Origin of the sequence: Xanthomonas arboricola (genome assembly GCF_003353015.1) — a bacterium.
In the GTDB taxonomy this organism is placed as follows: domain Bacteria; phylum Pseudomonadota; class Gammaproteobacteria; order Xanthomonadales; family Xanthomonadaceae; genus Xanthomonas; species Xanthomonas arboricola_E.
In genome coordinates, this window is the sequence record NZ_QREM01000007.1 from 347,239 (window position 1) to 373,626 (window position 26,388).

The following is a 26,388-nucleotide window of genomic DNA, read 5'->3' on the forward strand; positions in this document are numbered from 1 at the left end:
TGCCATCGAGGGCTTCCGCCCACGCTCCGCCACGACAATCGAGCCGGAGTGGCGCCGTGATCAAGTCCTACCTCATCAACATGCAGCGCAGCGGCGACCGCCTGCAGGCGATGACGGCGCGGTTCCAGGCGCTGGGCCTGCCGTTCGAGCGGATTGCCGCGGTCGATGGCGCCACCCTGACGCCCGCGCAGATCGCCGACTTCGTACGCGAGCGGCCGCTGGAGGGCTCCGGCGATACATTCAGCAGCGGCCCGCGCAAGTGGACCGCCTCCAACATCGGCTGCTTCCTGAGCCATCAGGCCGCGTGGCGCATCGCAGCCGACTCCGACGACGCCTATACCGCGATCTTCGAAGACGACATGCATCTGTCCGATGCGCTGCCGGCGCTGCTGCGCAGCAGCGAGTGGCTGCCGGGCGGCAACAGCATCGTGCGGCTGGAACCGTCCTACAACCGCATCAGGCTCGACGCCAAGGTCGCCGAGGTCGCCGGGCGGCAGCTGCGCCTGGTACGTCCCTCGACCCATCAACACTGCTGGCCGGTCTGCGCCGGGGCGCTGCTCCTCAGTCGCGAGGCCGCGCGCCTGCTGCTGGCAGCCGAAGTGCGCTGGCACACCATGGCCGACATTTTCCTGTTCGGCTGGAACGAATCACCGGTCGCACGGCAACTGTCCACCTATCAGCTGTCGCCGGCCGCCTGCATCCAGGACAAGTTCTTCCACGCCGCTCCGGAGCAGATCGTGTTCACCAGCACCATCGATGCGCCGCTGACGCAGGCGCAGAGGCAGCGCAGCGCGCAGTGGAGGGCCAAGGACACCGCGTTGCTGCGGGTGGCGCAGGGCTATCGCAAGGTCGTGTTTGCGCCTTGAGCGGCGCGAGGGCGAAGGCGTACGACGAGACGGCGCTGAACGTGTTTCACCATGCGGTACCGCATGTATTTCAGTGCACAAGACGCTCGCGGAACATTGCGGCATGATGCCGCCCTTCGCCGTCTTCCAGCCTTCGCCGATGACTCCTTCGTGCACGCTCGCATCCGCCCTGCAGTCGCTGCAGCAGCAGTTCATCGCCATGCCGCCGGTCCTGTCGATGGGCATTGCCGTCGACGGCCTGCATGACGGCGCATTGCGCTTGCGTGCGCCGCTGCAGGCCAACGTCAACGACAAGGCCAATGCGTTCGGCGGCAGCCTGGCGTCGTTGATGACGCTGGCCAGCTGGGGCTGGCTGACGCTGCAGCTGCAACTGGCCGGGCACAGCGCCGATGTCTACGTGGCCGACAGCCAGCTGCGCTACGTCGCCCCGGTCTATGAAGACCTGGTGGCCAATGCCGAACCGTCCGAACTCGGTAGCTGGGAGGGATTCCTGGCGACCTTCCGGCAGCGCGGCAAGGCGCGCATCGGCATGCGCGCGCAGATCGCGCTGGGCTCCGGCGCGGCGGCGGCCACCCTGAGCGGGCGCTTCGTGGCGTTTCCAAAACGGTAGGATGCGTGCTGGACTTGGGGGAATGCGCATGCGTGCAGTGATCGGGGCAATGCTGTTGCTCGTGCTGACGATGGTCAGCGGGGGGGTGTCTGCCGGCAGCCGTGCCCAGGCGCGCGCGCTGGAAACCACCCAGGCCGCCTACACGGCCGCGGTGCGCTGGAGCGATTTCGATGCCGCGCAGGGCTTTGTCGAGCCGACCTACGCCCAGGCGCATCCGCTCAGCGACCTGGAACGCTCGCGCTACGAACAGGTGCAGATCTCCGGCTACCGCGAGCTGCGGGTGGGCGAAGACGGCAATGGCGACCGGCGCCGCGAGGTCGAGCTGCGGGTGATCAACCGCAATACCCAGGCCGAACGGCTGGTGCGCAGCATCGAGCTGTGGCGCTGGGACGCCGAGCACAAACGCTGGTGGCTGGCCAGCGGCCTGCCCGATCTGTGGCACGGCCAATAGCCCGCGCCAAGGGTGCTGGCCGTCGCGCGCACCAGCTGTGCGACAATTCCCGCCCGCTTGACTGACCCTGACCCCGTGAATTTCGAAGAGCTGCAGGCCTTTGTCGGCCGCAACCCCATGTTGTCGCTGGCCCTGGTGGGCCTGACCATCGCCCTGATCGTCACCGAGGTCGCGCGCCTGTTCCGTGGGTACCGCGCACTCAAGCCGGCCGAGCTGACCCGCCTGATCAACAGCGAGAACGCGCTGGTGATTGACCTGTCGCCGACTGCCGACTTCGAAAAAGGCCATATCGCCGGCAGCCGCAACGTGGCGCTGGCCAAGTTCGACCCGGCCGGCAAGCTGCTCGCCAACGCCAAGGCATCGCCGGTGGTGGTGGTGTGCCGCAACGGCACCGCCTCCGCAGGCGCGGCCAAGACGCTGAAGAAAGCCGGTTTCGAGCAGGTCTACTGGCTCGAGGGCGGCGTGGCCGCCTGGCAGATGGCCGAGCTGCCGCTGGTCAAGGGCCGCGCCTGACCGCACCTTGTGAGGCGCCGGGCAAGTCCCCATTGCTGGCATGAGAGACTCGCACTTTCACGTCTGCATCATTCAACGCTGCATCCACCGAACCGTTTTTTGGAGTTAGGAATGTCCGACGAAATCATCAACGGCGCGGTTGCGCCGGCCGACGCCGCTGCTGGCCCCGCTTTCACCATCGAGAAGATTTACGTCAAGGACGTGTCCTTCGAATCGCCGAACGCGCCGGCCGTCTTCAATGACGCCAACCAGCCCGAGCTGCAGCTGAACCTCAACCAGAAGGTGCAGCGCCTCAACGACAACGCCTTCGAAGTCGTGCTGGCCGTGACCCTGACCTGCACCGCCGGTGGCAAGACCGCCTACGTGGCCGAAGTGCAGCAGGCCGGCGTGTTCGGCCTGGTCGGCCTGGAGCCGCAGGCGATCGACGTGCTGCTCGGCACCCAGTGCCCGAACATCCTGTTCCCGTACGTGCGCACGCTGGTCAGCGACCTGATCCAGGCCGGCGGCTTCCCGCCGTTCTACCTGCAGCCGATCAACTTCGAAGCGCTGTATGCAGAAACCCTGCGCCAGCGTTCGCAGGGCGAAGGCACCTCGCTGGCCGATTCCGAGCCGGCTGGCAACGCCTGAGCCTTGCGTGCGCCGATGAGCGATTCGACACAGAAGATCGCCGTTCTCGGCGCCGGCTCCTGGGGCACGGCCCTGGCCGCGCTGCTCGCCAGACACGGTCATCCGACCGTGCTCTGGGGACGCGATGCGGCGATGGTGGAGACCATCGACCGCCGTCATGAAAACCTACGCTATCTGCCGGGCATTGCCTTGCCCGACAGCCTGCGCGCGACCACCGACCTGCAACTGGCCATTGCCGATGCAAGCTGGATCCTGGTCGTGGTGCCTTCGCACGCATTCACCGAGACGATCCGGTTGATCGCACCGCTACGTCCGGCCGCTGCCGGCGTGGCATGGGCGACCAAGGGCTTCGAACCCGGCTCCGGGCGATTCCTGCACGAAGTGGCACGCGACATCCTCGGCCCCGGCGTTCCGCTGGCCGTGGTGACCGGGCCGTCCTTCGCCAAGGAAGTCACGCTCGGCCTGCCGACCGCCATCACCGTGCACGGCGACGATGCGGCGTTTGCGCAGGTCGTGGCCGATGCCATGCATGGCCCCACCTTCCGCGCCTACACCGGCGATGACATGGTGGGCGCCGAGCTTGGTGGCGCGATGAAGAACGTGCTGGCCGTGGCCACCGGTGTGGCCGATGGCATGCAGCTGGGCCTCAACGCACGTGCCGGCCTGATCACGCGCGGCTTGAACGAGATGCTGCGCCTGGCGGCGGCGATCGGTGCGCGGCCGGAAACCTTGATGGGTCTGGCTGGCCTGGGCGACCTGGTGCTGACCTGCACCGGCGATCTGTCGCGTAACCGACGGCTGGGATTGGCACTGGGGCGCGGACAGAGCCTGAGCGATGCGATCCGCGAGATCGGCCAGGTGGTGGAATCGGTACAGACCGCCGACGAAGTCATGCGCCAGGCCGAGCAGCACGGCATCGAGCTGCCGATCTCCAATGCCGTGCGTGCGGTGCTGCATGGCGAGATCACCCCGGAAGCAGGCTTGAAGGAATTGCTGGCACGCGAGCGCAAGCCCGAATATCCGCAGACCTTGTTCACCTGATTGCGGCATGGCGCGTTGGCGCGCATTGCACGGACACCGACAAAAAGCCCGGCAATGCCGGGCTTTTTGTTGCTGCGGATCGCAACGACCGGCAGGAAGACGCAGCAGCTTGAGCGCGAGGCCCCCATGCGTCTGCAGGAGCCGCATTGCACACAATGCCGCCATGCGGCGATGTGCGCATCGTATCGCCAGCCGATCGCCCAAAAGAAAGAAGCCCGGTCGGGGGACCGGGCTTCCAATGCAACGCGGGAGAGAGAGTCGCGTTGCAGTCAAACGTGCGGCTTACCAGCTGAAGCGCGGGCCGACCGACCATTCCTTGTTGCCGTCGCCATCCATACGGATGTCGCCGTTGATGCCCCAGTTCTGGTTCAACTTGACCTGGGCGCCGAGGCGGCCGTAGAAGTTGTCGCCGATGTCGATGCCGCGCTTCTTGGAGAAGTCTTCGTAGCCAGCCAGGGCGTAGACTTCGAAGTGCTCGCCGAAGGCATTACGCAGGCCGGCTTCAACGCTGTAACCGTCGAAGCTGATGTTCGGGGTGTCCAGGTCCAGCTTGCGGTAGGCAACGCGAGCAACGAAGTCGGTGCTGGTGGCGATTTCCTGGTTGTAACCCACACCGACGCCCCACTGCTGGAAGTCGGAGTTGGAGCTTTCGAACACGTTGTCGTTGTCGTCAGCGTTCTGCTTGCTGTAATCGCCGAACACGTGGAAGTTCGGAGCGACGGCGTAGGACGCCTTCACGCCCCAACCATCCGCATCGCGGCCTTCGGTCGGGGTGCGCACGTAGTCGCCTTCGACGAAGTTGTAGGAGAGGTTTTCAGCAGCGGAGGCCGCAAACGGCAGGGCTGCGAGAAGGCCGAGGGCCAGCAGTGAATTCTTCATGATCGATACCTGTACTTATGGTTTGGGCCGGCGCTGAGGCGGATGCCGTTCGCTGCCGAGATGTAAATTCTCCGTTATTCGATGGAACGCGGCCTGAATTTTGAACTGACCTGGGCGTAAATCATCGCGCCCAGTTCAGCTCCGCTTCCTTGTCATCAAGGCGCAACGCGCGTAGCGCACGCGCAAAGCGTGATGCACTAGCGATTACCCCGTGCCGATGTGACGCGCGTGTAGAGAACCAGCTGTTTTCAGCAATTTTTGTCGCCGTTGACATGTGCAAGCACATTGCGCTGACACCGTGACTGGGAGCATGCCAGGCTTGTTGAACAAGCGTGGAGCTGCATCGTGGCGAAGAAAAAGACGTTGGCGCGGTTTCTGGCCGAGACGCTGCAGAGCGCGGGGGTGGAGCGGATCTGGGGGTTGACCGGCGACAGCCTCAACGGCCTGACCGATGCCTTGCGCGAGATGCAGACGATCGAATGGATGCATGTGCGCCACGAAGAGGTGGCCGCGTTTGCCGCCGGCGCCGAGGCGGCGGTGACCGGCAAGCTGGCGGTCTGTGCGGGGAGCTGCGGGCCGGGCAACCTGCACCTGATCAACGGGCTGTTCGATTGCCATCGTAGCCGCCAGCCGGTGCTGGCGATCGCCGCGCATATTCCCTCGTCCGAGATCGGATTGAACTATTTTCAGGAGACGCATCCGCAGGAACTGTTCCGCGAGTGCAGTCACTTCGTGGAGTTGGTGACCAATCCGGCGCAGCTGCCGGAAGTGCTGCACCGCGCGATGCGTGCGGCCATCCTGCAGCAAGGCGTGGCGGTGGTGGTGATCCCCGGCGATATCGCATTGCTGGAAGTGGACAAGCACCTCCCGACGGCCTGGCCGCCACTGCGCCAGCCGCGCGTGCTGCCGGCTCCCGAAGATGTGCAGCAACTGGCCGCGCTGCTGCAACAGAGCGAAGCGATCACGCTGTTGTGCGGCAGCGGTTGCGCGGGCGCACACGATGCGGTGGTGGCATTGGCCGACACCCTGGGCGCGCCGATCGTGCATGCCTTGCGCGGCAAGGAACACGTGGAGTGGGACAACCCGTTCGATGTCGGCATGACCGGCCTGATCGGTTTCAGCTCCGGCTACCACGCGATGCTCAACTGCGACACCTTGATCATGCTGGGCACGGATTTCCCGTATCGGCAGTTCTATCCGAAGGACGCGACCATCGTGCAGGTGGACCGCGACCCAAGCGCACTGGGACGGCGCACCCCATTGCAGCTGGGCATTGCAGCAGATGTGGGCGAAACCATCGCCGCGTTGCTGCCGCACTTGCAGCGGCGCGAAAAACGCGACTTCCTGGACAAGTCGCTGGCGCACTACCGCAAGGCGCGCGAAGGGCTGGACGATCTGGCGGTACCGGCCGATCCGGGCGAGCCGCTGCATCCGCAATTCGTGGCGCGCATGATCAGCCAGATCGCCGACCAGGATGCGGTGTTCACCTGCGATGTCGGCACGCCGACGGTGTGGGCCGCACGCTATCTGCGCATGAATGGACAACGCCGCTTGCTGGGTTCGTTCAACCACGGTTCGATGGCCAATGCGATGCCGCAGGCGCTGGGGGCACAGTCGGCATATCCGGGCCGCCAGGTGATTGCGCTGTCCGGCGATGGCGGCTTTGCGATGTTGATGGGCGATTTCATCTCGCTGGCGCAGCTGCGCCTGCCGGTGAAGATCGTGGTGTTCAACAATGCCTCGCTCGGCTTCGTGGCGATGGAGATGAAGGCTGCCGGCTATCTGGATACCGGCACCGAGCTGCGTAATCCGGACTTCGCTGCGATGAGCAATGCGATGGGCATCCTGGGCGTCCGGGTCGATGAGTCCGCGCAACTGGAGCGCGCATTGCGGCAGGCCTTCGCGCATTCCGGCCCGGCGCTGGTGGATGTGCGCATCGCCACGCAGGAGCTGGCAGTGCCGCCGGCCATCAAGCTGGAACAGGCCAAGGGCATGGGCCTGTATCTGCTCAAGGCAGTGATGAGCGGGCGCGGCGATGAGGTGATCGACCTGGTCAAGACCAACATGCGCTGACACAGTGGCCGCGCTGTAAAACTGCACGTCTTTACCGGACCCTCGCATGCCTCGTTCGTTGTTGCGCCAGTTGCTGCTGATCTGGGTGGTGATCCTGGCTGCCTGCGTGGGCGTGGCCACGATGCTGTATGGCCTGTACCGACAGACCGAAGGCGTGCGCCTGGACGAGGCGCGCCAGCAGCTGGCGGCGCAGTGCACGCGCATCGTGCAGCGTTACGCCGGCGCCAGCGAGGCGGCGCGCAGCGGCGACAACGGCGCCGGGCTGGCTGCGGTGGTGGTGCAGCTGGTGCTGGCCGACGCACCCGGCGTGGAGGGCGGGGTGTGGAATCTCGACAAGGGATTCGTTGCCTACGCCTATCCCACCTACGACGGCAGCGATCACAAGACCGATATCCCGGCTGCCGAGTGGACCACGATCGTCAGTACTGCACGGCAGAGTGCGGTGGGCAACAAGGCCGTGGAGTTCCGTCGCGATGGCAGCCGCGAAGTGGTGTTGATCAGTGCCTGCCCGCTGGCCGCCGGCACGGCGGCATGGACCATGTCGCGGGTGCCGGCGAGCACCTCCGATGCCTGGCGGCCATTGGTGATCGGCATGCTGCTGATCTTCGCCATGGTGGCGGTGTCGGCGATCGCGCTGGGCGTGGTGGTGCGGCGCTGGAGCCAGCGCCTGCAGCGCATCCAGCAGGCGCTGGCCGCCGATACCGAACTTCCGCAGATTCCGGTCACCGGTGCCCCCGAACTGGACCGGCTGGGCGCTGCGGTGAGCGATTACGCACAGCGCAATGCGCAGGCCCTGGCGCAGGCGCGGCGGCTGGCCGAGGAGCTGGCACGGCACGAGCGGCTGGCCGCGCTCGGGCGCCTGACTGCCACGGTGGCACACGAGATTCGCAACCCCATCGCCACGATGCGCCTGGCGGTGGAGAACGCCATCGCCATGCGCCAGGGCACGCCGGACGATGCCGCACACGGCGAGCTGATGCTGGGGCAGATCCGTCGCCTGGACGGGGTGGTCGAAAGCCTGCTCGGCATGGTGCAGCCGATCCGCCTGCAGCTGGAAACGGTGGTCGTGCAGGACTGGCTGGCGACCTTGCTCGATCCGGCCTTGCGCCCACCAGGCGCGCCTGCGCCCCGGTTGCGTGCCCCGGACACGCCGCTGCAGTGGACGTTCGACCCACAGCAGCTCGGGCGCGCCGTGCTCAACCTGCTGCGCAACGCGCTGCAGCACGCCGATGCCGGCAGCACGGTGACACTGGAGGCCAGCGCCAGCGATAGGTTGCTGCAGCTGCAGGTGAGCAATCGTGGCGAGGCCATCGCCGAGACCATCGCGGCGCAGCTGTTCGAGCCGTTCGTCAGCGGCCGCAGCGACGGCAATGGCCTGGGGCTTGCGCTGGTGCGCGAGATCGCCCGCGCACATGGCGGGCAGGTGCGTTATGCACATGCCGACGGCATGACCCATTTCATCCTGGAGCTGCCATGGCGCGCATCCTGATCATCGACGACGACGCGGCGTTTCTGGCCACCTTGCAGGCAACGCTGCGCTCGCTCGGCCATACGGTGATCGCGGTCGATAACGGCGCCGATGGATTGATGCGCCTGCGCGAGGGCGGCATCGCGCTGGCGTTCGTGGACTTCCGCATGCCCGGGATGGACGGGATCCAGGTGCTGCGTGCGCGTGCGGACGATCCGCGCGCGCGCCAGGTGCCGCTGGTGATGCTCACCGCGTACGCGTCCAGCGGCAACACCATCGAGGCGATGACGCTGGGTGCATTCGATCATCTGGTCAAGCCGGTGGGGCGTGCCGATATCGTCGAGGTGGTGGAGCGTGCATTGGCAGGTCGCGCCGATGCCGATGCCGAGGCGATCCCACCAAGCGACGACGACGATGGCCTGGTCGGCCACAGCCCGGCCATGCGCAACGTGCACAAACGCATCGGGCTGGCGGCGGCTTCTGATCTGCCGGTGTTGATCACCGGCGAAACCGGTACCGGCAAGGAACTGGTCGCGCGCGCCCTGCATCGCGCCAGTGCGCGCGCGGCGGCGGCATTCGTTGCGGTCAATTGCGCGGCGATTCCGTTGGAGTTGATGGAGAGCGAATTGTTCGGCCATCGCAAGGGCGCGTTTTCCGGGGCGACCAGCGACCGCATCGGCCTGATTCGCGAAGCCGATGGCGGCACCTTGTTTCTGGACGAGATCGGCGACATGCCGTTGCCGATGCAGGCCAAGTTGTTGCGCTTCCTGCAGGAAGGCGAGGTGACGCCGCTGGGCGGGCGCGGCGCGCAGAAGGTGGATGTGCGCGTGCTGGCGGCCACGCACCGCGATCTGGCCGCATGGGTGGCGGCAGGGCAGTTCCGCAGCGACCTGCGTTATCGCCTGAATGTGGTGCCGATCGAACTACCGCCGCTGCGCGAACGCGGGCAGGACATCGTGCTGCTTGCGCAGTATTTTCTGCGCAGCGGCGAAGGTGCGGCGCGTGCGTTGTCGGCGGATGCGCAAGCGCGGCTGCTGGCCTACCCGTGGCCCGGTAACGTGCGCGAGCTGCGTAACGTCATGCAACGCAGCCAGCTGCTGGTGCGCGGCCACAGCATCGTTGCCGCGGATCTGGACGACGCGCTCGCGTACGATGCCGAGCAGCCCACGACTGCAGTGCCACCGGAAGGCACCTTGCCAGAGGCAGTGGCGCGGCTGGAGAAGCAGATGATCCAGGACGCACTGGCGCACAGCAGCGGCAACCGCGCCGAAGCCGCGCGCCGGCTCGGCATCCATCGCCAGCTGCTGTACCGCAAGCTCGATGAGTACGGCCTGCAGTAATGGTGGCGATCGGAGCGAACCCGATGCGTGCAGGCTGACGCTTCAGGCATGACGCAGGAAGCGCACAGCAGCACGCGCACTTACAGCAGCACGCGCACTTGTGTCGCACGCACCTTTGGCTGACTGCATGCCGCCGCCGCTGCCGCTCACGGCATTGGCCAACGGCACTCCGCCAGCAAACGGTGCCGCCGAAAGCGCAGCACCGCACGGTCGGAGTCCAGCCCGGACATCCGCACGCGCACGCCGCCGTTGGGCGTGTCCGCATGTTCTCGCCGTGCAGGTCGACACACACCACAGGCCACAATGTGTCTGCAAAGCGGACAGCGGTGTATGAAACACGGACGCCTGCCCGCGCACGTGCACTTGCTAACCCCTTGTAAAACAACGGGCTCGACGTTGGCACGATTGCTGCTTTATCTCCAGGGCGAGCGGCATCCCTGCCGCGTTGGAGACATCGCATGATTCGTCAGACCGCACTTGCTTTCGCACTGGCCTGCAGCGTGGCGACCGCCGCTGCCCAGACCCCGACACCGCCTGCGGCAGCGGCGGCACCGCGTGCGCCGGTCGGCACGCCACCGCCGGCTCCGCCGCTGCCGCCCGCACCGCCTGCGCCGTTGGCTGCTACGCCGGTGCGCATCACCGGCACGGTCGAGCGTTTCATGCTCAATCCCAACGGCGAGGTCGATGGCCTGTGGTTGCGCGATGGCACCCAGGTGGCGTTTGCGCCGCATCTGTCCGCACAGTTGCAGGCCGCGGTGCGCCGTGGCGATACGGTGAGCGTGCAGGGCTATCGCCTGGGCAGCCTGCCGGTGCTGCGCGCCAGCAGCATCCGTTCCAATCGCGGTGGGCGTGAGGTGGTCGATCGCCCGCCAACCGCCGCCATGCCGCCGCCGCCGCCGGCACCTGCTGCGTTGACGCCGTTGCAGGCGGAAGGCCGCATCGAGCGGCTGGTTTACGGCCCGGGTGGCGAGACCAATGGCGCATTGCTCAGCGATGGCACGCTGGTGCGGATGCCGCCGCATCTGGCACTGCAGTTCGGCGATCTGCTGCGGGCCGGTGCGCCCTTGAGCGTGAGCGGATTCGGGGTGGCCACCGCCAACGGCCGCGCCATCGAAGCCACCCAACTGGGCCGCGATCGCGCCTCGCAGCGCGCGTTGTTCAGCCCGCCGCGCCCGGATGGCCCGGTGCCGCCCGCACCCCCGGCACCGCCTGTCCCGCCGGCCGCACCGCCAGCGCCGGCTCCGGCGCCGCGTTGATCCAGCGCGTCGCCGCCCACGCGGTGGCACGCATCTGCGTTGCACTTCCCTTTATGCGCGTTCCGCCACGTGTCATGCGTGGCGGCGGGCGCGGCTTGCCGGCAGTGGCCGGTCCTTCCTTCTCTGGAGTTCTTTCATGCATTGGGTCGATCCTGATTTCCTCCCCGAAACCCGCGGCACGCTGGCGCGCTTTCTGCTCAACCCCAAGGCCGACATCGACGGCCTGCTGCTGACCGACGGCACTGAAGTACACACGCCGCCGCATCTGTCCGCCGCCTTGCTCAAGGCGCTCAAGCCCGGCAGCACCTTGAGCGTGCGTGGCCTCAAGCCGCGCGATGTGGACATGCTGGTGGCCCTGGCGATCGATCCGGACGGCGGCAAGCGCATCGTCGATGACGGCCCGCACGGGCCGCACGCCAAGCCCAAGCCCAAACCGCCTGCCGGCAAGCCGCCCAAGCCGCAACTCGGCCAGCACAGCGGCACCATCGCGCGCCTGCTGCACGGCCCGCACGGCCAGGTGCATGGCGTGTTGCTCGACGACGAAGTCACGGTGCGGTTTCCGCCGCACGCCGGTGCGGACTTCGCCAAGCAGCTGGTGGTCGGCAAGACACTGGTGGCCGAAGGCGATACCAGGACGACCCCGCACGGCGTGCTTGTCCACGCCCATGCGCTGGGCAGCAAGGCTGCGTCGCTGAAGCAGATCGAGCATCCGCATGGCCCGGGTGCGCACAAGCCGAAGCCGAAGCACTAGCAGCATCCAATGCGACTGCCGCGTTGGCGCGATGCGATCGGCATCGGTTGCCGAAGCTGCCCGGCGCGCGCAGTCGCCTTTCATCGTTTCATGGAGAGCGCCGATGCGCATGAGCACACCGCGTCCCCGTGGCAGCCGCGCTCTGGAGGCGCTGCATTTCAGCGTAGCCGATGTGCAGGACGGGCTGGGGCCGTTTCTCAGCGTGTTCCTGCAATCCAGGGGCTGGTCGGTGGCGGCGATCGGCACGGTGATGAGCGTGGGCGGCATCGCCGGCATGCTTGCCACCACCCCGGCCGGTGCACTGGTCGATAGCACCCGGCGCAAGCGCGCGGTGGTGGTGGTCGGCTGCGTGGCGATCCTGCTGGCCACGGCGCTGATCTGGCTGCACCCGACGTCCTCCGGCGTGGTCACCGCGCAGATCGTCTCGGCGTTGGCGGCAGCCGGTATTGGCCCGGCGCTCACCGGCATCACCCTGGGCCTGGTGCACGCGCGCGGGTTCGATCATCAACTGGCGCGCAATCAGGTCGCCAACCACGCCGGCAACATGCTGGCCGCAGTGCTGGCCGGCTGGCTGGGGTGGCGGTTCGGATTTGCGGCGGTGTTCGTGCTCACCGCCGCCTTCGGCGTGCTGGCGATCGCGGCGGTGCTGCTGATTCCGTCTGCGGCCATCGACCACCGCGCCGCGCGCGGCCTGGGCCACGCCGATGGCGCGGACAGCCTCAGCGGCTGGCGGGTGTTGTTGACCTGCCGGCCATTGGCGCTGCTGGCCATTACCCTGGGGTTGTTCCACCTGGGCAATGCGGCGATGTTGCCGCTCTACGGCATGGCCGTCGTAGCTGCGCATGCGGGCGATGCGAATGCGCTGACGGCCACCACCATCGTGGTCGCGCAGGCCACGATGGTGGTGGTGGCGTTGCTGGCGATGCGCTGGATCCGCGTGCATGGGCATTGGTGGGTGCTGCTGGTGGCCTTCATGGCCTTGCCGCTGCGTGCGCTGGTGGCGGCGTCGCTGATCCAGGGCTGGGGCGTGTTTCCGGTGCAGATCCTCGACGGACTCGGCGCCGGCCTGCAGGCCGTGGTGGTGCCTGCGCTGGTGGCGCGATTGCTGCAGGGCACCGGGCGCGTCAATGTCGGCCAGGGCGCGGTGATGACGGTGCAGGGCGTGGGTGCGGCGCTGAGCCCGGCCTTGGGTGGCTGGCTGGCGCATGCCTTCGGCTATCGCATCGCGTTTCTGGCGCTGGGCGGCATCGCCGTGCTGGCGGTGGCGTTGTGGGCGGGCTGCCGCGGCATGCTGCAGGCAGCAACCGATGCCGGGTGATGCAGTGAGGCGTTGGCACGGGCACCGCAGCGGCAAGCAAACCGCAACGCCCGGGGCGGTCATGCGCGTGGAGCATGCGCTGGACGCTGGACCGACGTATGCGGCATGCAGCGCGTCGGCAGCGGGCGGACGGATTTCCCCGTCTGCCTGGCGTCGGCATCGCCGCGGCTATCGGCCGCCGCTGAAGTCCCACTGGCGCCAGGCTTCGAACACCATCACCGCAACGGTGTTGGACAGATTGAGGCTGCGGTTGTCCGGGCGCATCGGCAGGCGCAGCCGGTGCTGCGGCGGGATCGACTCCAGCACGTCGGCGGGCAGGCCGCGGGTTTCCGTGCCGAACAGGAAGGCATCGCCATCGGCAAACTGCGGTGTGTCGTAACGCACGGTGCTGCGCGTACTCAGTGCAAACACGCGCTTGGGCGCGATCGCGGCCAGGGCGGTGGGCAGGTCGGCATGCACCTGCAGGGTGGCGTATTCGTGATAGTCCAGGCCGGCGCGTTTGAGCTGCTTGTCGCTGAGGTCGAAGCCGAGCGGCTCGATCAGGTGCAGGCGCGCGCCGGTGTTGGCGCACAGGCGAATCACATTGCCCGTGTTGGGCGGAATTTCCGGCTGGAACAGGATGACATCGAGGACGGGGGCTGACATGCGCGCAGTGTAGCTGCGCGGGTGCTCAAAGGCTGATGGCGGCGTTGACCAGCGCTTCCAGTTCGACCGGCGCCGGCTGCAGCTGCGGCACCGGCAGGTTGACGATGACCTGGCCCATCAGCGCGCCGATGGCAGCGGCAGCCTGGCCGGAGGTGCCCTGCGCGGTGGCAGCGGTGCTGCGGGTCACCCGCTCGGCGCGCTGGTCGGCCGACGGACGTACCTGCACCGCAGCGAGGGTGACGACGCGCGGGCCGGCCAGTTCGGCGGCCAAGGCGGCCAGCTGATCGGCGGACGGACGCACCTGGACCGCGGCCAGGGTGCGGATGGCGCTGTTGCGCTCCAGCGTCTGCCGGGCGATCTGGTCGGCAGACGGACGCACTTGCACGGTGTCCAGCGTGGTCAGGCTGGCGGCCTGGGCGAAACCGGCCAGGGAAGTGCCGGCAAACAGGGCGGCGGAGAGGGCGATGCGCAGGGTCTGGGTGTTCATGGCGAGGTCTCTTGGTGTGGGTGATCAGTGGTGTGGTAGTAATGTAGTACACCAGTTAGGCAAGTGCAACGACTTTCGTGGTGCGGCTTTATTCATTCAGCTTGCAGTCATTTTCAGTCATCGAGACACCTGGGTCCGTTGCTTGCCCATGACATGGAGCAAGCAATGTGCCAATGGCAGATGATTGTTTTGCAAGGGATTTATGCGACCAGGCGGTGTCCGCGTCCGGACACCCGGACGTGTGTGCGGGTGCCGGACATCGCTGGAATCGAGAAAACCCGACGATCGGGGCGACGTTCAGTGCGCTGAACGAGCGGCGTGCGGCCATGCGGCGCAGCCCGATCGCCGGCCGGCAACTGCGGCACAATCCGGCTTCGTCCACAGGGGTCCAAGACTTATGCGCGTGCTGATGCTGTCTGTTCTGGTTGCCGCCACCACCGCGGCCTGCACCTGGGTGCCCATCGAACAAAGCGGCAAAAACGTGCAGGTGCTGCCCGCAGGCCCTGTGCCCGCTGGCTGTCAGCAGCAGGGCGAGGTGGTGGTGTCGGTCAAGAGCAAGGTCGGCTTCTACAACCGCAACCCGTTGCGGGTGCAGGAAGAGCTGGAAACGCTGGCACGCAACGAGGCGCCGGGCGCCAATGCCAACACGGTCCAGGCGCAGGGTCAGCCGGCCGACGGCAGCCAGCGTTTCAACGCGTTCCGCTGCCCGCCGCGCTGAACCGTTGGGCTGGGAGGCGGCCGTCGCAATTGTAAAGATGCGGTAAAACCAGCCAGCGGATAGACTAGCGCCCCCTCGCCTGACGCCATGGCGCTACTTCGATGCTCTTCCAGAATGTCTCCATCGCGGGACTGGCGCATATTGATGCGCCGCACACGCTGACTTCCAAGGAAATCAACGAGCGCCTGCAACCGACCTACGACCGTCTCGGGATCCGGACCGACGTGTTGGGCGACGTTGCCGGTATCCACGCACGGCGCTTGTGGGACCAGGATGTCCAGGCCTCGGACGCCGCCACCCAGGCTGCGCGCAAGGCCCTGCTCGACGCCGGCATCGGCATCGAGAAGATCGGCCTGCTGGTCAACACCTCGGTCAGCCGCGACTACCTGGAGCCGTCCACGGCGTCCATCGTGTCCGGCAACCTCGGGGTTGGCGACCACTGCGTCACCTTTGACGTGGCCAACGCCTGCCTCGCCTTCATCAACGGCATGGACATCGCCGCCCGCATGCTCGAGCGCGGCGAGATCGACTATGCGCTGGTCGTCGATGGCGAAACCGCCAACCTGGTGTACGAGAAGACCCTCGAGCGCATGACCTCGCCCGACGTCACCGAAGAAGAGTTCCGCAATGAACTCGCTGCGCTGACCCTGGGTTGCGGTGCCGCCGCCATGGTGATGGCGCGCACCGAGCTGGTGCCCGACGCGCCGCGCTACAAGGGTGGCGTGACCCGTTCGGCCACCGAGTGGAACAAGCTGTGCCGCGGCAACCTGGACCGCATGGTCACCGACACCCGCCTGCTGCTGATCGAAGGCATCAAGCTGGCGCAGAAGACCTTCCTGGCCGCCAAGCAGGCGATGGGCTGGGCGGTGGACGAGCTGGACCAGTTCGTCATCCACCAGGTCAGCCGCCCGCATACCGCGTCGTTCGTGAAGTCGTTCGGCATCGACCCGGCCAAGGTCATGACCATTTTCGGCGAACACGGCAACATTGGCCCGGCTTCGGTGCCGATCGTGCTGAGCAAGCTCAAGGAGCTCGGCCGCCTGAAGAAGGGCGACCGCATCGCGCTGATGGGGATTGGTTCCGGCCTGAACTGCTCGATGGCGGAAGTGGTCTGGTAATGCGTGTGATAGTGCCCGGCCGATGCGCTTGCACGCCGGGCAATATCGCTGCTTAAGTAAAAAAGTGGTATCTAAGTTTCCTTGCAGGAACAAAAGCGGTCTGTAAGGAAAGACGATGGCTCCGCGCATCACCGGACACTATGTTGCTGGCGCTCTCGCAGGGAGCCGTTACCAGGCGTTCGTCCCTGATCCGTTGCCGCCAGTGCCGGCGCTGGATTTCGCACAGGCGGAACTGGTGGCGCGCAAAGAGCGCGCCGACCAGGCACTAGGGCGACTGGACGGCATCACGCTGATGCTGCCCGACCCGGAACTGTTTCTTTATCAGTACATCCGCAAGGAAGCCTTGCTGTCGTCCCAGATCGAAGGAACCCAGTCATCGCTCTCGGATCTGCTGTTGTTTGAGATGGATGCGGCACCGGGCGTGCCTGTCGACGATGTCGAATCTGAGCCTGTATTTCAAGCGCCGTCGCGCCGATTACTACGACCGCCTCAATGCGGTGCGACTCAACGGTGACTGGGAAGGATGGCTGGGCTTCTTTCTGGAGGGTGTGGCAGAGACCGCGCAACAAGCCGTCGACACCGCGCAGCGCCTGCTGGCACTGTTGGCACGTGATCGGGCCCGCATTGCCGCTTTGGGCCAGCGAGCAGGTAACGTCGGCCTGGTGTTTGAGCAGTTCGCGCGGCGCGTGGTGTTGGCGGTGCCGCAAGTGGCGCCCGCCCTGTCGTTGAGTGCGCCCACCATCCGTGCTGCGGTACGCACTCTGCAGGAGCTGGAAATCGTCAACGAACTCACCGGCCAGCAGCGGCACCGTGTTTTTGCCTATCACGCCTATCTCGACATCCTCAGCGAAGGAGCGCAGCCGCTGTGAGCGATGCGTTTGCGCACGTCCGTTGCCGACGATGCGGAGACACCTGGCGTATTTTCGATACTGTCGTGGCGATGTCGCTGGCGACTTGCCAGCCACACCCAGTCCAAAGCAAATAGAGAGATCCATGAACTACCCCGGCTATCCCTTCACTCCCCAGCGCCTTGAGGTGCGTCCCGGCATTGCGATGTCGTATCTGGACGAAGGTCCGCGCGATGGCGAGGTGGTCGTGATGCTGCACGGCAATCCGTCGTGGAGCTACCTGTGGCGGAATCTGGTCAGCGGCCTGTCGGACCGTTACCGCTGCATCGTGCCGGACCATATCGGCATGGGGCTGTCCGACAAGCCGGACGATGCGCCCGACGCGCAGCCACGTTACGACTACACGTTGCAGTCGCGCGTGGACGACCTGGACATGCTGCTGCGGCATCTGGGCATCACCGGTCCGGTCACGCTGGCGGTGCACGACTGGGGCGGCATGATCGGGTTCGGCTGGGCGTTGTCGCATCATGCGCAGGTCAAGCGGCTGGTGATCACCAATACCGCTGCGTTCCCGTTGCCGCCGGAAAAGCCGATGCCGTGGCAGATCGCGATGGGCCGGCATTGGGGCCCGGGCGAGTGGTTCATCCGCACGTTCAATGCGTTTTCCTCCGGTGCGTCCTGGTTCGGGGTGTCGCGGCGGATGCCGGCCGATGTACGCCGTGCGTATGTGGCGCCCTACGACAATTGGCGCAACCGCATCTCCACCATTCGCTTCATGCAGGATATTCCGCTGTCGCCGGCCGACCAGGCCTGGTCGCTGCTGGAGCGCTCGGCGCAGGCCTTGCCCACGTTCGCCGACCGGCCGGCGTTCATCGCCTGGGGCCTGCGCGATATCTGTTTCGACAAGCACTTCCTGGCCGGCTTCCGCAAGGCATTGCCGAACGCCGAAGTCACCGCGTTCGACGATGCCAATCACTACGTGCTGGAAGACAAGCACGCGGTGCTGGTGCCGGCGATCCGTGCATTCCTGGAGCGCAATCCGCTCTGACCCGGTTACCAGGATGCCGCGGGCGCCCGGCAGGTAGGTGCGGGCACGCGCGGGAGCTGGAGCGGGTCAGTGGCCAGGCCGATGCCGGGCATCGGCCGCGTCGCGTGCGGTGCCGCGCGCCGTAGACAGAAGTGCACGCACCCGCGGCGATGGCCGTTACAGCGGCGGCAACGGATTGCGTTGGGCCTCGTCCACGCCCAGCCAATCGGCCTCGGTCAGCGCATGCAGGCCGTGCGCCAGGCGCGACTTGTCGCACTGCGCGCTGCGCTGGCCGAATTCCAGCGAGGCCGGCACGGCGGCGCAGGAGGAGGGGCGTCGATCATGGATGCTGCAGCGGCTGTAGCGGCCGATGTCCGCGTCCAGTGCGATGCAGCGCGGCTGCGATTGCGACGTGCCGCGCATGACCCGCTCGTGCGTGCGCAGCGCATCGGTCAGCTCGATCGGCACCCTGCCGCCCAATGCGGGGTCGGCTTCGCTCCAGTGGAAACTGACGCGGAAGTAGGCGCAGCAGGCGCCGCAGGTAAGGCAGGGATGTGCCATGGAATGCCGGGCCTTGCGCGGCAAAACAACGTGGAGAGCGCGGCATTCTGACCGAACCACGGCACGATACAAGTGGCGCATCGCGGCAGCAGGTTAGTGATTCATGCGCGTGCGCGCCGGAGAGCGGCGCGCGCTGGAGGCGAGCAGGTGGCCTGTCGGGTGCTGACGACCGCCTGTCGCGTCGGCATTGCCAGAATGTTCGCGTGTAGAACGATCACCAGAGACAGGAGGGAATCGCCGACGCGCGCTTTTCGCAGGCACGCGACCACGTCGCAATGCGCCTGAAAATAAAAGGCCGCAGGCGCGGGAGGTGGCAGTGATCACCGCGCACGTGCGTTGCCAAGGCCTGGTTGCCTTGCAGGGAAGCCGATCGTTGCGCCGTCGCCGAGCGTCGCGCGCATCTGCGATGGTGCGCCGGATGCACGCGGCCGGTGCCGTCGGCGGATGGGTGATAATGCGGCAATGACTATCCTTTGCAATATCGCCGCCACCCTGCCGGAACTCGCGCGCGCGCGCCCCGAGCAGATCGCCATCCGTTGCCCGGGCCGCCGCGGTGCCAATGGGTTTGCCGCCTACGATGTGACCTTGAGCTATGCCGAGCTGGACGCGCGCAGCGATGCGATCGCTGCCGGCCTGGCGCTGCACGGCATCGCACGCGGTGCGCGCGCGGTGGTGATGGTGCGCCCGTCGCCGGAGTTCTTCCTGCTGATGTTCGCCTTGTTCAAGGCCGGCGCGGTGCCGGTGCTGGTGGATCCGGGCATCGACAAGCGCGCGCTCAAGCAGTGCCTGGACGAAGCGCAGCCGCAGGCATTTATCGGCATTCCGCTTGCGCAGCTGGCGCGTCGTCTGCTGCGGTGGGCGCGCTCTGCCAAACAGATCGTCAGCGTCGGTGGTCGTTACGGCTGGGGCGGGGTGACACTGGCGCGCGTGGAGCGCGATGGTGCCGGCGCCGGCAGCCAGCTGGCCAATACCGGGCCGGACGATGTGGCCGCCATCCTGTTCACCAGCGGCTCGACCGGCGTGCCCAAGGGTGTGGTGTACCGACACCGGCATTTCGTCGGACAGATCGAGTTGCTGCGCAATGCCTTCGGCATGCAGCCCGGCGGCGTGGATCTGCCGACGTTCCCGCCATTTGCCCTGTTCGATCCGGCACTGGGGCTGACCTCGGTGATCCCGGACATGGACCCGACCCGTCCGGCCACTGCCGATCCGCGCAAGCTGCACGATGCGATCGACCGCTTCGGCGTGACGCAGTTGTTCGGTTCGCCGGCGTTGATGCGCGTATTGGCTGATCATGGACAGCCCCTGCCCAACGTGCGCCTGGCCACCTCGGCCGGCGCGCCGGTGCCGCCGGATGTGGTGGCCAGGATCCGCGCGCTGTTGCCGGCAGATGCGCAATTCTGGACGCCGTATGGCGCCACCGAATGCCTGCCGGTGGCAGCCATCGAAGGGCGTACGCTGGACGCCACCCGCGCGGCCACCGAGGCCGGAGCCGGCACCTGCGTAGGGCAGGTGGTGCCGCCGAACGAGGTGCGCATCATCGCCATCGACGATGCGGCCATTCCCGAATGGAGCGGCGCGCGCGTGCTGGCGGTGGGCGAGGTGGGCGAGATCACCGTCGCCGGCCCCACCACCACCGACACCTACTTCAACCGCGACGCGGCCACGCGGATTGCCAAGATCCGCGAGCGCACTGCGGACGGCAGCGAACGCATCGTGCATCGCATGGGTGATGTGGGCTACTTCGATGCCGAAGGGCGCCTGTGGTTCTGCGGGCGCAAGACCCACCGCGTGGAAACCGCCAGCGGCCCGCTCTACACCGAGCAGGTGGAGCCGGTCTTCAACGTGCATCCGCAGGTGCGGCGCACTGCCCTGGTCGGCGTCGGCGCACCCGGACAGCAGCAGCCGGTGCTGTGCGTGGAATTGCAGCCTGGCGTGGCGGCATCGGCATTTGCGCAAGTGGAAACCGCACTGCGCGCATTAGGTGCTGCACATCCGCACACGGCCGGAATCACGCGTTTCCTGCGCCATTCCGGATTTCCGGTGGACATCCGCCACAACGCCAAGATCGGCCGCGAAACGCTGGCGATCTGGGCCGCGCAGCAACGTGACTGAGCTGTCGATGCGTCTCGCGCCCGCACCTCGCCGCATCGCCAATCGCGGCTGCGCCCGCTATCGTGTGCGTCCTTGCAATGGAGGTGATGCGTGCGGATTCTGGTAACCGGTGGTGGTGGCTTTCTTGGCCAGGCGTTGTGCCGCGGCCTGCGCGCGCGCGGGCATGAGGTGGTGAGTTTCCAGCGCGGCGATTATCCGGTGCTGCAGACCCTGGGCGTGGGCCAGATCCGTGGCGACCTGGCCGACCCGCAAGCGGTGCGGCACGCCTTCGCCGGTATCGATGCGGTCTTCCACAACGCCGCCAAGGCCGGTGCATGGGGCAGCTACGACAGCTATCACCAGGCCAATGTGGTGGGCACGCAGAACGTGCTCGACGCGTGTCGGGCCAACGGTGTGCCGCGCCTGATCTATACCTCCACACCGAGCGTGACCCATCGCGCCACCAATCCGGTGGAAGGCCTGGGCGCCGACGAAGTGCCGTATGGCGAGGATCTGCGCGCGGCGTATGCGGCGACCAAGGCGATCGCCGAGCGCGCAGTGCTGGCGGCCAACGATGCGCAACTGGCGACGGTGGCCTTGCGTCCGCGCCTGATCTGGGGGCCGGGCGACAATCATCTGTTGCCGCGCCTGGCCGCGCGTGCGCGCGCCGGCCGCTTGCGCATGGTCGGCGACGGCAGCAACCTGGTGGACAGCACCTACATCGACAACGCCGCGCAGGCGCATTTCGATGCGTTCGCGCATCTCGCTGCCGGCGCCGCATGCGCGGGCAAGGCGTACTTCATCTCCAACGGCGAGCCCTTGCCGATGCGCGAATTGCTCAATCGCCTGCTGGCCGCGGTGGATGCACCAGCAGTGACGCGTTCGCTGTCGTTCAAGACCGCCTACAGGATCGGTGCAATCTGCGAGACCATGTGGCCACTGTTGCGTCTGCCTGGCGAAGTGCCGTTGACGCGTTTTCTGGTGGAACAGCTGTGTACGCCGCACTGGTACAGCATGGAACCGGCACGTCGTGATTTCGGCTATGTGCCGCAGGTCAGCATCGAAGAAGGGCTGCAACGGTTGCGATCCTCATCTTGCAACGACATTGCCATCACTCGATAAAGACCGTCGTGCGTTCAGGATACGTCTGCGCCGATTCGGCACGACAACTTCTGGAATCCTTGCCATGCTGCATTACGCCATCATCTTCTTCGTCATCGCCATCATCGCCGCCGTGCTGGGCTTCAGCGGTATCGCCGGTGCGGCGACCAACATTGCCTGGATCCTGTTCGTGGTGTTCCTGATCCTGGCAGTGATCTCGATGTTCCGCCGCGGCAAGGTATAACGCCTGCGCTGCGAAACGTCACGGCAGCGGCGCTGCCGGCTGACGCTCACATGGCCCGCTTCCGCAAGGAGGCGGGCCATGTGCGTTATGGACGCCCCGCAGCCGAGCGGCATCTGTTTCAAAGCGGTTTTTCCAGATACTGCACGTGCTTGCCGTTGCCCAGCAACGCATCGCCGATCGGCCGGAAGCCCAGCTGCAGATGCAGTGCCAGCGATGCCGGATTGGGTGGGAGCAGGTTGACCTCGCAAACCAGCCGCGGCTGCGCCGCTGCACGTGCGGCATGGATGAGTTCGTCATACAACTGCCTGGCAAGCCCGCGGCCCTGCGCATGCGCGGCGATCACGATGCGGTCGACGTAGACGAAGCGTGCGAAGCGTTGCGCCATCCAGGCGAAGTTCGGATTGGCGTACGCGGCGTTCTGATCCAGCGCGATCAGCAGGCCATCCGCCGGCGCGACCATGCGTGCGTGCCAGGCAAGTTGCAGCAATGCGGCCAGTCCGTTCGCATCCAGCAACGACAACTCGGTGGCATGCGCGTTGTTGAGCGCGAGCAGTGCGCGGTGGTCGTGTGGTTGCACCGCGCGCAGATGGGCCCGGCTCACGCGCGTGGCCCGAGCGCGCTGCGCAGCAGTTGATCGTCTGCATGCCGCTGCAACGCCAGCTCGATCAACTGCGTGATCAAGCTGCGGTAGTCCAGCCCGCTTGCCTGCCAGAGCTTGGGATACATGCTGATCCGCGTGAAGCCCGGCAATGTGTTGACCTCGTTGATCACGATGCGGCCATCGGCGCACAGGAACACGTCCACGCGCGCCATGCCGGCGCAGTCCAGCGCCTGGTAGGCCCGCAGCGCCATGTGCTGGATGCGCTGCTGCGTCTGTGCATCGATGTCGGCCGGGATCACGATGTCGGCACCGTGTTCGCTGATGTACTTGGTCTCGTAGGAATAAAACGCGTCGTGCACCACCACTTCGCCGCAGACGCTGGCCTGCGGGCTGGCGTTGCCCAGCACGGCGCATTCGATCTCGCGCCCGGCGATCGCCGCTTCCACCAATACCTTGTGATCGTATGCCAGCGCCAATGCGAGCGCGTCGGCAAATGCGTCGGCACTGCGCACCTGGCTGACACCGACCGACGACCCCTGGTTGGCCGGCTTGACGAACAACGGCAAACCCAACTGCGCGACCAATGCATCCACGTCGGCATGCGCGGCGGTGTGGCGGTTGAAGCAGGCGAACGGCGCCACTTCAAGCCCGGCATCGCGCAGCACGCGCTTGGCCAGGTCCTTGTCCATCGCCAGCGCCGAGCCGAGTACGCCGGAGCCGACGAAGGCCAGGTTGGCCATGCGCAGCAGCCCTTGCAACGAGCCGTCCTCGCCGAGCGTGCCGTGCACGATCGGAAACACCACATCGATCTGCGCCAGCGCCTGCTCCGGCTGGGTCGGGCGCAATTGCTGTTGCTGCGCGCCCGGCAGCACCGCCACGCCGCGACCGCTGCGATGCAGGGCGATGCGCGCCGGGTCGTCGGCATCGAGCAGGAAACTGTCGGGGTCGTTGACGTGCCACTGGCCCTGCTTGTCGATGCCGATCAGCACCGGCTCGAAGCGCTGCGGGTCCAGCGCATCGAGGATGTTGCGCGCCGACTGCAGCGAGACCTCGTGCTCGGCCGACTTGCCGCCGAAGATGAGACCGACCCGGATCTTGCGCATTGCCTGCTCCTGCCACCTGGTGTGATGAGGTCGCCAGCATGCCCGCGGCAGGCGCGCCGACGGAAGTCCTGCATCGCCGCCGTATGCGGTACGGCGATCCGGGCCAGGTGCACGGTCAACCGCCAGGTCTGTCTATTGTGGGGATGCGGCTGGAAGTGCGGCGGCCTGGCCGCCGAGGCGCCCTGCCATGCACGTCACCCTGGTCTGCGGCCTGCAGCTGCCACACACCATCAAGCAGTAGCGACATGCAGGGACGGTAGAATGCGCCCATGCCCGGATCCCTGTTCAACTCACTCAAGCCGCTCGCCGGCCAGGCCCTGCAAGCTGCGCTCAACCGCGCGCTGGCGCTGGACCCCGATACCCGCGACGCCCTGTTGCCGCTGGAAGGCCAACGCATCGCACTGACGCTGGAGGCGCCCGCGCTGGCCCTGCAGATCCGCGTGCACGAGCGCCGCTTGCTGGTCGGCCCGGTGGACCAGGCGCAGGAGCCGGACCTGGCCGTGCGCAGCAGCCTGGCCGGCTTGCTCGGCCAACTGCCGTTCCTGGCCAATGCGCGCCGCAGCGGCGCACCGGCCGGGCGGCTCAAGGTCTCCGGCGATGCCGAACTGGCGCGCCAGCTGCAGCAACTGGCCGGGCGCTTCGATCCGGATTGGCAGTTGCCGTTCGTGGCGGTGTTCGGGCAGATCCTCGGCGTGCAGATCGCCAATGCGCTGCGTGCAGCGCTGCAGCAGGCGCGCCGAAGCGCGGTGGACCTGGCCCAGAGCGCGGCCGAATTCGTGACCGAGGAATCGCGCGACGTGGTACCGCGCGCCGAGCTGGAGGCCTTCCACGACGATGTCGACGAACTGCGCGACGACGTCGAACGCCTGGCCGTCCGCGTGGCGCGCCTGCGCGCGGCCGGAGGTGCGGCATGAAGGCGCTGCTGCGGGCCAGCCGCATCGGCCGGGTGATCCTGCGCTATCGCCTGGACGACCTGCTGCAGGACACCCCGGCCGAGCGCTGGCTGCGCCTGGCCAAGCCGTTCGTGCCACGCGCCAGTGCCGAGATCGCCGCGCAATCGCGCGGCGCGCGGCTGCGGCTGGCATTGCAGGAACTGGGGCCGATCTTCGTCAAGTTCGGGCAGATCCTGTCGACCCGGCGCGACCTGATTCCGGCCGACGTGGCCGATGAACTGACCCTGCTGCAGGACCGCGTCAAGCCCTTCGATGGCGAAGCGGCGCGGCTGATCGTCGAGCGCGCGCTGGGCCTGCCGGTGAGCGTTGCGTTTGCCGCCTTCGACACCGTGCCGCTGGCCTCGGCCTCGATCGCGCAGGTGCACGCGGCGACCTTGCCGCCGGATGCCAATGGCGTGCGCCGCGAAGTGGTGGTCAAGGTGTTGCGCCCGGACATCGAGCGCCAGATCGATGCCGATATCGCCTTGCTGCAGTCGCTGGCCACGCTGGTCGAGCGCACCCACCCGCGTGCGGACAAGATCCGGCCGCGCGAGGTGGTGGCCGAGATCGAAGGTACCTTGTCGGCCGAACTGGACCTGCAGCGCGAAGGCGCCAACGCCAGCGTGCTGCGCCGGTTCTGGGAAGGCTCGGACGATCTGTACGTGCCGGAGGTGATCTGGTCGCACACCGCCGAGCGTGCGCTCACGCTGGAGCGCGTGTACGGCATTCCGTCCGACGACATCGCCAGGCTCGATGCGGCCGGTATCGACCGCAAGGCGCTGGCGGCCAAGGGCGTGCGGGTGTTCTATACGCAGGTATTCCGCGACAACTTCTTCCACGCCGATGCGCACGCCGGCAACATCTGGGTCGATTCGGATCCGGAGCGCCGGCTCAATCCGCGTTTCATCGCGCTGGATTTCGGCATCATGGGCCAGCTCTCGCAGGAAGATCAGTACTACCTGGCCGAGAACTTCATGGCGATCTTCCACAAGGATTACCGCCGCATGGCCGAGCTGCACGTGGAAGCGGGCTGGATGCCCGACAACGTGCGCATCGACGAACTGGAAGCGGCCGCGCGCTCGGTGTGCGAGCCCTACTTCACCCGGCCGCTGTCGGAGATTTCGCTGGCGCAGGTGCTGATCAAGCTGTTCCGCGTCGCGCAGCGCTACGAACTGACGCTGCAGCCGCAGCTGATCCTGCTGCAGAAAACCTTGCTCAACATCGAAGGCGTGGGCCGCCAGCTCGACCCCAGGCTGGATATCTGGGCCGTGGCACGGCCGGTGCTCGAACGCATCCTGCGCGAGCGCTACAGCCCGCGCCGCGTGCTCGGCGAGCTGCGCAAGCGGCTGCCGGAAATCATGACGCATGCGCCGGACATGCCGCGCCTGGTGCACAGCTGGTTGAAGCAGCAGGTGGAAGGCCGCCATCAGCTCGACATCCGCTCGGCCGAGTTGCGCGCGCTGGACCTGAGCCTGCGCAAGCTGCAGACGCGCGTGGTCACTGCCATCACCGGCAGCGGCCTGCTGGTGGTGGCCGCCGTGCTGTACGGCCTGCACCCGAATGGCTGGTACCTGGGCACGGTGCCGGTGTGGAGCTGGGTCAGCGGTGCGGCCGGCTCGGTGGCCCTGCTGGTCGCCTGGCTGCGGCGCTGAAGCACCGCCGCAGGTGGCCTGCTGCATCCGGCGGGGTAGCGGCGGTGCCTGCAGCAGCACGATG

28 protein-coding genes are annotated in these 26,388 nt (G+C 66.9%); 22 read left to right on the forward strand and 6 right to left on the reverse strand.

The features are described from left to right. Positions 1-56: 56 nt before the first annotated feature. From C0541_RS04880 to C0541_RS04905, 6 genes are all read left to right on the forward strand, one after another. Positions 57-866, forward strand: a complete 810-nt coding sequence (locus tag C0541_RS04880; RefSeq protein ID WP_115046272.1) for a glycosyltransferase family 25 protein — start codon at positions 57-59, stop codon at positions 864-866. A gap of 139 nt (positions 867-1,005) precedes the next feature. Further along, positions 1,006-1,476 (forward strand): YiiD C-terminal domain-containing protein, encoded by a 471-nt coding sequence (locus tag C0541_RS04885; protein WP_115047294.1) that lies wholly within the window; start codon positions 1,006-1,008, stop codon positions 1,474-1,476. Between the two features lie 28 nt (positions 1,477-1,504). After that, on the forward strand, positions 1,505-1,927 hold the full coding sequence (locus tag C0541_RS04890; protein ID WP_115047295.1) for a hypothetical protein: 423 nt from the start codon (positions 1,505-1,507) through the stop codon (positions 1,925-1,927). 75 nt (positions 1,928-2,002) lie between these two features. Next, entirely contained in the window at positions 2,003-2,440 is a 438-nt protein-coding gene (locus C0541_RS04895) for a rhodanese-like domain-containing protein (RefSeq protein WP_115046275.1), read from the forward strand. Positions 2,441-2,551: 111 nt separating this feature from the next. Beyond that, complete coding sequence (gene secB / locus C0541_RS04900; RefSeq protein ID WP_006451124.1) at positions 2,552-3,067, forward strand: protein-export chaperone SecB; 516 nt, start codon at positions 2,552-2,554, stop codon at positions 3,065-3,067. Between the two features lie 15 nt (positions 3,068-3,082). Beyond that, entirely contained in the window at positions 3,083-4,108 is a 1,026-nt protein-coding gene (locus C0541_RS04905; protein WP_115047296.1) for an NAD(P)H-dependent glycerol-3-phosphate dehydrogenase, read from the forward strand. A gap of 282 nt (positions 4,109-4,390) precedes the next feature. Here C0541_RS04905 and C0541_RS04910 read toward each other — a convergent pair whose 3' ends face one another. Beyond that, positions 4,391-4,987, reverse strand: a complete 597-nt coding sequence (locus C0541_RS04910) for a diffusible signal factor-reguated Ax21 faimly virulence factor (RefSeq protein WP_016904049.1) — start codon at positions 4,985-4,987, stop codon at positions 4,391-4,393. Positions 4,988-5,350: 363 nt separating this feature from the next. Here C0541_RS04910 and poxB point away from each other — a divergent pair, with 363 nt between their 5' ends. From poxB to C0541_RS04940, 6 genes are all read left to right on the forward strand, one after another. Then, positions 5,351-7,060, forward strand: coding sequence for a ubiquinone-dependent pyruvate dehydrogenase (gene poxB / locus C0541_RS04915; protein WP_193725887.1), 1,710 nt, complete (start codon positions 5,351-5,353; stop codon positions 7,058-7,060). A 46-nt stretch (positions 7,061-7,106) separates the two neighbouring features. Then, positions 7,107-8,549, forward strand: a complete 1,443-nt coding sequence (locus tag C0541_RS04920; RefSeq protein WP_115046281.1) for a sensor histidine kinase — start codon at positions 7,107-7,109, stop codon at positions 8,547-8,549. Then, positions 8,534-9,868 (forward strand): sigma-54-dependent transcriptional regulator, encoded by a 1,335-nt coding sequence (locus C0541_RS04925; protein ID WP_115046284.1) that lies wholly within the window; start codon positions 8,534-8,536, stop codon positions 9,866-9,868. The genes C0541_RS04920 and C0541_RS04925 overlap by 16 nt, the downstream gene beginning before the upstream one ends. 458 nt (positions 9,869-10,326) lie before the next feature. Then, entirely contained in the window at positions 10,327-11,124 is a 798-nt protein-coding gene (locus tag C0541_RS04930) for a hypothetical protein (protein WP_115046288.1), read from the forward strand. A 136-nt stretch (positions 11,125-11,260) separates the two neighbouring features. Beyond that, positions 11,261-11,875 carry a hypothetical protein gene (locus C0541_RS04935; protein WP_115046291.1) on the forward strand — a complete coding sequence of 205 codons (615 nt, stop codon included), beginning with the start codon at positions 11,261-11,263 and terminating at the stop codon, positions 11,873-11,875. 103 nt (positions 11,876-11,978) lie between these two features. Continuing rightward, the gene (locus tag C0541_RS04940) at positions 11,979-13,193 is read left to right on the forward strand and encodes an MFS transporter (protein ID WP_115046294.1); all 1,215 of its coding nucleotides are present in this window, start codon (positions 11,979-11,981) and stop codon (positions 13,191-13,193) included. Between the two features lie 168 nt (positions 13,194-13,361). Here C0541_RS04940 and C0541_RS04945 read toward each other — a convergent pair whose 3' ends face one another. Beyond that, entirely contained in the window at positions 13,362-13,838 is a 477-nt protein-coding gene (locus tag C0541_RS04945; protein WP_115046296.1) for a tRNA (cytidine(34)-2'-O)-methyltransferase, read from the reverse strand. A gap of 25 nt (positions 13,839-13,863) precedes the next feature. After that, entirely contained in the window at positions 13,864-14,325 is a 462-nt protein-coding gene (locus tag C0541_RS04950; protein WP_115046298.1) for a hypothetical protein, read from the reverse strand. A gap of 397 nt (positions 14,326-14,722) precedes the next feature. On the opposite strand from C0541_RS04950, the gene C0541_RS04955 reads away from it, so the two are divergent. The 5 genes from C0541_RS04955 to C0541_RS04970 all read left to right on the forward strand — a co-directional run bounded on the left by C0541_RS04955 (position 14,723) and on the right by C0541_RS04970 (position 18,057). Further along, entirely contained in the window at positions 14,723-15,043 is a 321-nt protein-coding gene (locus C0541_RS04955) for a DUF4156 domain-containing protein (protein WP_104649618.1), read from the forward strand. Positions 15,044-15,144: 101 nt separating this feature from the next. Then, the gene (locus tag C0541_RS04960; RefSeq protein WP_016903994.1) at positions 15,145-16,161 is read left to right on the forward strand and encodes a 3-oxoacyl-ACP synthase III; all 1,017 of its coding nucleotides are present in this window, start codon (positions 15,145-15,147) and stop codon (positions 16,159-16,161) included. A gap of 115 nt (positions 16,162-16,276) precedes the next feature. Beyond that, complete coding sequence (locus tag C0541_RS21645; protein ID WP_238601266.1) at positions 16,277-16,675, forward strand: Fic/DOC family N-terminal domain-containing protein; 399 nt, start codon at positions 16,277-16,279, stop codon at positions 16,673-16,675. Beyond that, a complete protein-coding gene (locus C0541_RS21650) occupies positions 16,596-17,030 on the forward strand; it encodes a hypothetical protein (RefSeq protein ID WP_238601267.1) in 435 nt (144 codons plus the stop codon). The genes C0541_RS21645 and C0541_RS21650 overlap by 80 nt, the downstream gene beginning before the upstream one ends. Positions 17,031-17,154: 124 nt before the next feature. Beyond that, complete coding sequence (locus C0541_RS04970; protein ID WP_115046300.1) at positions 17,155-18,057, forward strand: alpha/beta fold hydrolase; 903 nt, start codon at positions 17,155-17,157, stop codon at positions 18,055-18,057. 156 nt (positions 18,058-18,213) lie between these two features. Here the strand turns inward: C0541_RS04970 and C0541_RS04975 are convergent, their stop codons facing one another. Next, positions 18,214-18,597 (reverse strand): YkgJ family cysteine cluster protein, encoded by a 384-nt coding sequence (locus C0541_RS04975; protein ID WP_024939040.1) that lies wholly within the window; start codon positions 18,595-18,597, stop codon positions 18,214-18,216. A 462-nt stretch (positions 18,598-19,059) separates the two neighbouring features. Here C0541_RS04975 and oleC point away from each other — a divergent pair, with 462 nt between their 5' ends. From oleC to C0541_RS04990, 3 genes are all read left to right on the forward strand, one after another. Next, entirely contained in the window at positions 19,060-20,712 is a 1,653-nt protein-coding gene (gene oleC / locus C0541_RS04980; RefSeq protein ID WP_115046302.1) for an olefin beta-lactone synthetase, read from the forward strand. A 90-nt stretch (positions 20,713-20,802) separates the two neighbouring features. Further along, positions 20,803-21,813 (forward strand): 2-alkyl-3-oxoalkanoate reductase, encoded by a 1,011-nt coding sequence (gene oleD, locus C0541_RS04985; protein WP_115046305.1) that lies wholly within the window; start codon positions 20,803-20,805, stop codon positions 21,811-21,813. 64 nt (positions 21,814-21,877) lie between these two features. Further along, positions 21,878-22,036: a DUF1328 domain-containing protein gene (locus tag C0541_RS04990; protein ID WP_003468167.1), complete on the forward strand. Its 159-nt coding sequence runs from the start codon at positions 21,878-21,880 to the stop codon at positions 22,034-22,036. A 118-nt stretch (positions 22,037-22,154) separates the two neighbouring features. Here C0541_RS04990 and C0541_RS04995 read toward each other — a convergent pair whose 3' ends face one another. Together C0541_RS04995 and ddlA are read right to left on the reverse strand one after the other, a co-directional pair. Further along, positions 22,155-22,637 (reverse strand): GNAT family N-acetyltransferase, encoded by a 483-nt coding sequence (locus tag C0541_RS04995; RefSeq protein ID WP_115046307.1) that lies wholly within the window; start codon positions 22,635-22,637, stop codon positions 22,155-22,157. After that, complete coding sequence (gene ddlA, locus C0541_RS05000) at positions 22,634-23,740, reverse strand: D-alanine--D-alanine ligase (RefSeq protein ID WP_115046309.1); 1,107 nt, start codon at positions 23,738-23,740, stop codon at positions 22,634-22,636. Before ddlA ends, C0541_RS04995 begins: the two co-directional genes overlap by 4 nt. 269 nt (positions 23,741-24,009) lie before the next feature. Between ddlA and C0541_RS05005 the strand changes: the two genes are divergently transcribed. Together C0541_RS05005 and ubiB are read left to right on the forward strand one after the other, a co-directional pair. Then, positions 24,010-24,654 (forward strand): ubiquinone biosynthesis accessory factor UbiJ, encoded by a 645-nt coding sequence (locus tag C0541_RS05005; protein WP_115046312.1) that lies wholly within the window; start codon positions 24,010-24,012, stop codon positions 24,652-24,654. Beyond that, positions 24,651-26,324, forward strand: coding sequence for a ubiquinone biosynthesis regulatory protein kinase UbiB (ubiB, locus tag C0541_RS05010; protein WP_115046314.1), 1,674 nt, complete (start codon positions 24,651-24,653; stop codon positions 26,322-26,324). Before C0541_RS05005 ends, ubiB begins: the two co-directional genes overlap by 4 nt. Positions 26,325-26,388 lie beyond the last annotated feature (64 nt).

Bases quoted from the DNA above. Each gene is read 5' to 3' on its own strand.
- C0541_RS04885 (WP_115047294.1), top strand. From the start codon at position 1,006: ATGACTCCTTCGTGCACGCTCGCATCCGCCCTGCAGTCGCTGCAGCAG.
- C0541_RS04890 (WP_115047295.1), top strand. From the start codon at position 1,505: ATGCGTGCAGTGATCGGGGCAATGCTGTTGCTCGTGCTGACGATGGTC.
- secB (WP_006451124.1), top strand. From the start codon at position 2,552: ATGTCCGACGAAATCATCAACGGCGCGGTTGCGCCGGCCGACGCCGCT.
- C0541_RS04905 (WP_115047296.1), top strand. From the start codon at position 3,083: ATGAGCGATTCGACACAGAAGATCGCCGTTCTCGGCGCCGGCTCCTGG.
- C0541_RS04910 (WP_016904049.1), bottom strand. From the start codon at position 4,987: ATGAAGAATTCACTGCTGGCCCTCGGCCTTCTCGCAGCCCTGCCGTTT.
- C0541_RS04920 (WP_115046281.1), top strand. From the start codon at position 7,107: ATGCCTCGTTCGTTGTTGCGCCAGTTGCTGCTGATCTGGGTGGTGATC.
- C0541_RS04925 (WP_115046284.1), top strand. From the start codon at position 8,534: ATGGCGCGCATCCTGATCATCGACGACGACGCGGCGTTTCTGGCCACC.
- C0541_RS04930 (WP_115046288.1), top strand. From the start codon at position 10,327: ATGATTCGTCAGACCGCACTTGCTTTCGCACTGGCCTGCAGCGTGGCG.
- C0541_RS04935 (WP_115046291.1), top strand. From the start codon at position 11,261: ATGCATTGGGTCGATCCTGATTTCCTCCCCGAAACCCGCGGCACGCTG.
- C0541_RS04940 (WP_115046294.1), top strand. From the start codon at position 11,979: ATGCGCATGAGCACACCGCGTCCCCGTGGCAGCCGCGCTCTGGAGGCG.
- C0541_RS04945 (WP_115046296.1), bottom strand. From the start codon at position 13,838: ATGTCAGCCCCCGTCCTCGATGTCATCCTGTTCCAGCCGGAAATTCCG.
- C0541_RS04950 (WP_115046298.1), bottom strand. From the start codon at position 14,325: ATGAACACCCAGACCCTGCGCATCGCCCTCTCCGCCGCCCTGTTTGCC.
- C0541_RS04955 (WP_104649618.1), top strand. From the start codon at position 14,723: ATGCGCGTGCTGATGCTGTCTGTTCTGGTTGCCGCCACCACCGCGGCC.
- C0541_RS04960 (WP_016903994.1), top strand. From the start codon at position 15,145: ATGCTCTTCCAGAATGTCTCCATCGCGGGACTGGCGCATATTGATGCG.
- C0541_RS21645 (WP_238601266.1), top strand. From the start codon at position 16,277: ATGGCTCCGCGCATCACCGGACACTATGTTGCTGGCGCTCTCGCAGGG.
- C0541_RS21650 (WP_238601267.1), top strand. From the start codon at position 16,596: ATGTCGAATCTGAGCCTGTATTTCAAGCGCCGTCGCGCCGATTACTAC.
- C0541_RS04970 (WP_115046300.1), top strand. From the start codon at position 17,155: ATGAACTACCCCGGCTATCCCTTCACTCCCCAGCGCCTTGAGGTGCGT.
- C0541_RS04975 (WP_024939040.1), bottom strand. From the start codon at position 18,597: ATGGCACATCCCTGCCTTACCTGCGGCGCCTGCTGCGCCTACTTCCGC.
- oleC (WP_115046302.1), top strand. From the start codon at position 19,060: ATGACTATCCTTTGCAATATCGCCGCCACCCTGCCGGAACTCGCGCGC.
- C0541_RS04990 (WP_003468167.1), top strand. From the start codon at position 21,878: ATGCTGCATTACGCCATCATCTTCTTCGTCATCGCCATCATCGCCGCC.
- ddlA (WP_115046309.1), bottom strand. From the start codon at position 23,740: ATGCGCAAGATCCGGGTCGGTCTCATCTTCGGCGGCAAGTCGGCCGAG.
- C0541_RS05005 (WP_115046312.1), top strand. From the start codon at position 24,010: ATGCCCGGATCCCTGTTCAACTCACTCAAGCCGCTCGCCGGCCAGGCC.
- ubiB (WP_115046314.1), top strand. From the start codon at position 24,651: ATGAAGGCGCTGCTGCGGGCCAGCCGCATCGGCCGGGTGATCCTGCGC.